The following is a 5743-nucleotide window of genomic DNA, read 5'->3' as shown; positions in this document are numbered from 1 at the left end:
TGCGCGATGTGGTCAACCACCTGGTCGGCATGGACCTGGTGTTCGCAGCCTTGATCGAGGATGGCCCGATGCCCGAGCGCGGAGCAGACCTCCTCGGTGACGACCCGGTCGGAGCCTGCCGGGCCTCCGGCGCTTCGTTGCAGGCCGCATTCTCCCGCCCCGGCGTACTCGAGCGGAGTTATCGCGGGCCCTTGGGGAGTGCCACGGGCGCCGAGCGCTTGCCGTGGACACCTCGATGCCCGCTAATTTCGTTGAGCCCGCACCCTGTAATCGTGTTGGCTAGCGGCACCGAACTGTCAGTACCGCAGGTGTCCGCCTGGCTGTAGCAGGGAGTTAAACGTGCAGGACATTGTTGTCGACCCCGTTGCCCACAATCGGGCAGCCTGGGACAAGTACGTCCAAGAGGGCAACGAGTGGTCGAGGCCGGTGAGTGCTGAGGATGTCGAGCGCGCCCGCATGGGCGACTGGTCGATTGTTCTCATCGGGCGTGAGCCAGTCGACCGCTCCTGGCTGCCGACGGACCTGACCGGCAAGGACGTGTTGTGCCTGGCCTCCGGCGGTGGCCAGCAGGGTCCGATCCTCGCCGCCGCAGGGGCGCGGGTCACCGTATTCGACAACTCACCCCGCCAGCTCGGCCAGGACCAGATGGTGGCGGCGCGCGACGGACTCGAGCTGCGCACCGTCCTAGGCGACATGCGCGACCTCAGCGCCTTCGGCGACGCAACATTCGACGTCGTATTCCATCCAGTCTCCAACCTATTCGTACCAGACTTGGCACCGGTGTGGCGTGAGTGCTTCCGCGTCCTGCGACCGGGCGGAACTCTGCTCGTGGGCTTCCTCAACCCTGATGTGTACTTGTTCGACCACGACGCGCTCGACGAGCGCGGCGAGCTGATCGTCGTGCACAAGCTGCCCTACAGCGATGTCACGCAGTACTCCGCCGAGGAACGCGCCACGAAGTTCGGCGCGAGTGCCGCTCTTGAATACAGCCACACCCTCACCGACCAGATCGGCGGGCAACTCGCCGCGGGGTTCGTCCTCACCGGCTTCGCGGAAGCGCCGCACCAATCCAACGCATCCGCTCAATACATGTCGAACTATTTTGCGACGCTGGCGGTCAAGCCGGGCTGACCCAGCCGTGGGGCCGGCCGAGACGGCCGTGTCTCCGAATGGCCAAGTGGAGCGCTGTGCCAGCCCGACCCCACTAACTTCGCTGAGCCACGATCGTTGGGCCAAACAATTCTCCGGGATCGTCGACCAGGCCCCAACCCTCATCGGTGCCGCGCACGTCTTCTTCGAGTGGTGGATGACCCCAATCAGGGTTCCCTGGGCAGAACCGCTCGTGGAGATCGGCGGTCTCGGCATACACCTCCGGTTCTCCCGGCCGGCGGACAACGACGTGGCCGAGCAGCGCCATCCAGCCTCCGGGATGGAGCATGTCGTGCGCTCGCTGCGGGAGTACGCGGCGCGGATGGAGGCGGCCCCGGCGTCCCCCTCGCCGACGGCCACTCCGCACGCACCCGGCGACACGGGCACCTCACGCGCCGCCAAGGCAGAGCTGGGTCCGGAATTCCTGCAGTCGCTGACCAGGGGGCTGGCCGTGCTCACCGCCCTGGGGTCGGCACCCGGTGGGCTCACCCTGTCCGGCGCTGCGGAGGCCACCGGCCTGGCCCGCGCCACCGCCCGTCGGGCGCTGCTCTCCCTCCAGCAGCTGGGGTACGCGGCCCCTGCCGGTGAGGGGCGCCGTTTCACACTGCTGCCCACGGTGCTGGAACTGGGCTACGCCCGGCTCTCCCGGCTGACCTTCGCGGAGATCACGCAGCCGCATCTTGCCCGGCTGGTGGAACAGGTGCACGACTCGGCGTCCGTCGCGGTGCTGGCCGACGACGACATCATGTACGTCGCCCGGGTGCACACGGTACGCATCACGAGCGTCAACATCACGGTCGGCACCCGCTTCCCCGCGTACGCCACCTCCATGGGCCGGGTGCTGCTGGCCGGTCTGCCCGAGCAGGAGGCGGCCGAGCGGCTGGCCCACGCCTCGGTGCGGCCGCTGACCCCGTTCACCCGGGTCGACGCAGCCGATCTCACCGAGGCCGTGGCGCAGGCGCGACGGGACGGTCACGCCCTGGTGGACCAGGAGCTGGAGGAGGGCCTGTGGTCGATCGCAGTCCCGGTGAACGACCGTACCGGCCGGGTGGCCGCCGCCGTGAACGTCTCCACCCACGCCAGCCGGGGCACCCTGGACCCGCCAGGACTCGTCTGCTTTCACCTGCCGAAAGCCACGCGCCTTGTCCGCTCGGCGACTGTTGGCACAGGCGCGCTCGTCAGCGAGCCAGAGCTGTCGGACGTGGTGCAACTCCCCGCCGCGACGCCTGTCAAGGGCCCTCGCTATCGTGGCGCCCTTGACGCTCTCCTCCCTCAGGGGAGGGGATTCTCACGGCTCGCGCCGTGATCCTTCCTGATGGCCACGGAGGTAATCCGATGACTGACAACGACTTCTGGGAGTGCCCGCCGGAGCAGGGCATCGCGCAGCACGGAGAGTTCAGGTTAACCCTCATCGAACCGCCCTTCCTCACCGGTGGAGGGGTTCTGCCCGCTCACGACCCCGCGAGGGCATGGGAGTTCGCCGCTGCTCTCGGCACCGTCGACACGGTGATGGAGGAAGTCGACCGGATCGAGGCGACCGAGCGGCTTCCCTTCGCCACTCGCGCTGACCTCGACCTGGTCGGCGTCGGATGCTGGGGAACGGTGACCGAGATCAACGATCCCGCCCTGGTGTCCACCGGGGGAACCTTCCCCCTCGCGGAGCAGGCGGACGAGCTGGCCGAGCGCTTCCCCGGAGCGGTCATCATCGGCTCGGCGAGGATCGACCACAACGTGACCTACGGCACCCATGTGATCCACCACCCGGACGGGGCAAGCCTGTTCGCCGCAGGTTGGAGCGGAGAAGAGGACTGGGACCGCGAAGGCACCCCGCAAGACGTCATCGGCGCGTTCGGTATCGCCCCCGACGCGCTGGAACGGCGGGGCATCGACCTCGACGCCGCCCCCGGGTCCTTCTCCTGGGAAGGTCTTACACGGCTCGCTCTCCAGCGCGTCACCCCGCTCCTCCGCAAGGGCCGCACGCTGTCCGTGTTCCGTGTCCGGCACACCGAAGAGGCCACCGGCGACCTGGAGGACACCTGGATCGGCGAGTTCGACGCCTTCTGACCGTAACGATCCGAAAACACCCGCGAGTTGGCGGGGACATGCCGCATTAACTCCGGAACCCCCGACCCGGCCTCCCCCTAGTGTGGACAACAGGCGGCGCAACCAGATCAGTTGACCTCGCAACCCACGGCGCCGCGTTCTCAGGGGGAGAAGCTAGTGAGCATTCGAATACATCAACCTGCGCGACGGCGCGTGTGGGCGCGCCTCGCGCTCGCCCTCACCGCCGCGGCAGCCGTGACCCTTACCGGCCTGCCCGACCTCGACCAGGCGGAGGCCGCGAAGGCGCCCAACGTCAAGCCGGTGCGGTGCGACGAGAAGTTCCTCAAGAACAAGTTCCCCTCCACCCCGGCCAACTCCGGGCCGCCGGACAGCCTTCCGTACGACGCATGGCCGAACGACGAGAACTACACCTACGACAACCCTGCCAAGGCGTATGACGGGGTGCTGCCGCCGACCGACGCCCAGCGCGCGGCTGCGGGGAAGAATTACCGCAAGTGGCAGCGCAAGTACAACAGGACGAAGAATCCGGCGGACAAGGTCATGGAGATCTACGCCCGCTACAACAACCAGTACAACAACCCCAAGGGCTACCAGGACTTCAAGCGCTACCTCGACGTGCGCTACATCGGCAACCACGGCAACCCGCCCCGGGGTGAAGCGTTCGAGGCCCGCATGGTCAAGAAGTACAACATGATCGGTCCCGACTGGTGGTGCCAGGACCCGATCGAGTACACCGACCCCGAGACCGGCGAGAAGCGCACCCGCGTCGTGGACGCACACAACCGGCGCACCGAGCGCAAGGTTGAGATGAAGTCCAACGGCAAGATCGAGAACGACCAGCTCATAGCCGACCGGCAGATCGCCAAGGAGAGGCCGAAGTCGACGTTCCGGTACCTGACCGGCGCCAAGACCGAGGATTCGACGAAGAACAAGATCAAGCAGTTCGACGACGACCTCAAGCGGGACCGGGGCACCAACCGCACACAGGCCGGCGTCAACGAACGCCGGTCGAACGCCATCGAGCGCACCCAGAAGCCCAATGTCTACACCAATTACGACAAGCGGTTCAACCCCGATCCGCTCAAGGGCGGCCGGGGACCGATCATCGACCAGGCCCTGCGGTCGGGGAAGACGGTCGAGGAAGCGCGCCGGCTTCAGGCGATGTACAACCAGAACAACCGCGGCGGCTACTTCGGCCGCGGGCCGGGCGGCATCGACTTCTCCACCTTGGAGATCAACTACGTCGGTGCCCCCGTCAAGGGCAAGGGCCTCGACTATTCGATGAGGGCCGACTACGTCAAGGACCCGGACGAGAACCCCGGCTACGGCGGTGACGCCAAGCTCCAGCTCGCCTCTGACGCCTTCTTCACCTGGCTCGCCCTGACCCCGGACAAGTTCTGGGTCAACCTCAACCCGATCCGCCCCGACGTGATCATGGACAAGGAGTTCGCCAAGACCGACGCCGGGCGCGTCCTGCTGGAGGCCGACCTGACCCTCAAGCACGACTACGCGGATGCGATGAACCCCGACAAGTACGAGCGCGGGGAACGCTTCTGGCGGGCAGCCCCCCGCACCCCGGAAGGCATGCCGTGCCTGCCCATCATCCGGCAGTGGATCACCCCGAAGCCTGCGAAGATCCGGGAGCAGGACGGCGGCATCTACATCCTGGACGCCCCGCTCAAGGTCAACATGGAGGTCCCGACCGGACCCGATGTGCCGCCCAACGCCTGCAAGCTCACCGAGGCGCAGACCAAACAGGCCGAGACCCTGATCCTCGCGACGATCCAGCCGGAGCTCGAGCGCCGCGTCAACGACGACAAGTCCTACGCCGACCTGCGCCGCGTCTACTCTTCGAGGGTGGCTGCCGAGTACATTCGCCGCCAGGACGCGGTCAGCTCCACCGACTTCCGTAAGATCATCAACAGCAACGACGTCAAGCGGTGGCCGCTCAGGGCCGAGAACAAGGACTGGGACAAGAAGACCGTCTACGACAAGTACGTCGACTCGTTCAAGAACGGCGACTACAAATTCGAGCGCGTCTACGATGGCAAGGTGTGGATCCTGTCCATGGGCGGGGTCGACTTCTCCAAGGCGCCGAAGAAGAACATCACCCGCACCCAGTTCAACACGCAGCACCGCGGCTTGGACAAGACCACCAAGACATCCGTCCGGGCCGAGGTGACCTACCAGGACAGTGAGACCGCCTACCTCGGCGGGTCCACCGCCGACCAGCCCACCAGCCCGGAGGACCCGAAGCCGACGCCGACCCCGACGGGCTCGGACGGCCCGAAGCCGACCGGCACCCCGTCGACCCCGGCACCCGACCCGTCCACGCCCGGCGGTGACAAGGCGACTCCGCCGGCGAAGGACCCGGACGGTGACCTCGCCGACACCGGCAACAGCACCCCTGTCGGCGTGATCGCCGCTGTGGCCGCGGCGCTCGCGGTCGCAGGCGGCGCGCTGACGTGGTGGATGCGACGGCGCAGGGCCGCAGGCAGCTAGCCGGTGACTTCGCACATGGGGTTTTAGG

At 67.2% G+C, this 5743-nt stretch carries 4 protein-coding genes and 1 pseudogene; all 5 read left to right on the top strand.

What is annotated here, in order from left to right:
* A pseudogene (locus GA0115254_RS45140) lies at nt 1-326 on the top strand (hypothetical protein); the annotation flags it as partial.
* 13 nt (nt 327-339) lie between these two features.
* Nucleotides 340-1131: a class I SAM-dependent methyltransferase gene (locus tag GA0115254_RS01590; protein ID WP_093893454.1), complete on the top strand. Its 792-nt coding sequence runs from the start codon at nt 340-342 to the stop codon at nt 1129-1131.
* Between the two features lie 175 nt (nt 1132-1306).
* A complete protein-coding gene (locus tag GA0115254_RS47360; protein ID WP_093893453.1) occupies nt 1307-2455 on the top strand; it encodes an IclR family transcriptional regulator domain-containing protein in 1149 nt (382 codons plus the stop codon).
* Nucleotides 2456-2484: 29 nt separating this feature from the next.
* Complete coding sequence (locus GA0115254_RS01580) at nt 2485-3213, top strand: DUF6333 family protein (protein WP_093893452.1); 729 nt, start codon at nt 2485-2487, stop codon at nt 3211-3213.
* Between the two features lie 156 nt (nt 3214-3369).
* Nucleotides 3370-5715 carry a hypothetical protein gene (locus GA0115254_RS01575; RefSeq protein ID WP_141720743.1) on the top strand — a complete coding sequence of 782 codons (2346 nt, stop codon included), beginning with the start codon at nt 3370-3372 and terminating at the stop codon, nt 5713-5715.
* The last annotated feature ends 28 nt before the right edge of the window (nt 5716-5743 follow it).

Source organism: Streptomyces sp. Ncost-T10-10d (genome assembly GCF_900091955.1).
In the GTDB taxonomy this organism is placed as follows: domain Bacteria; phylum Actinomycetota; class Actinomycetes; order Streptomycetales; family Streptomycetaceae; genus Streptomyces.
Note: the sequence above shows the minus strand (reverse complement) of the source record. Positions and strands in the feature narration are given on the sequence as shown.

Bases quoted from the DNA above. Each gene is read 5' to 3' on its own strand.
- GA0115254_RS47360 (WP_093893453.1), top strand. From the start codon at position 1,307: ATGACCCCAATCAGGGTTCCCTGGGCAGAACCGCTCGTGGAGATCGGC.
- GA0115254_RS01580 (WP_093893452.1), top strand. From the start codon at position 2,485: ATGACTGACAACGACTTCTGGGAGTGCCCGCCGGAGCAGGGCATCGCG.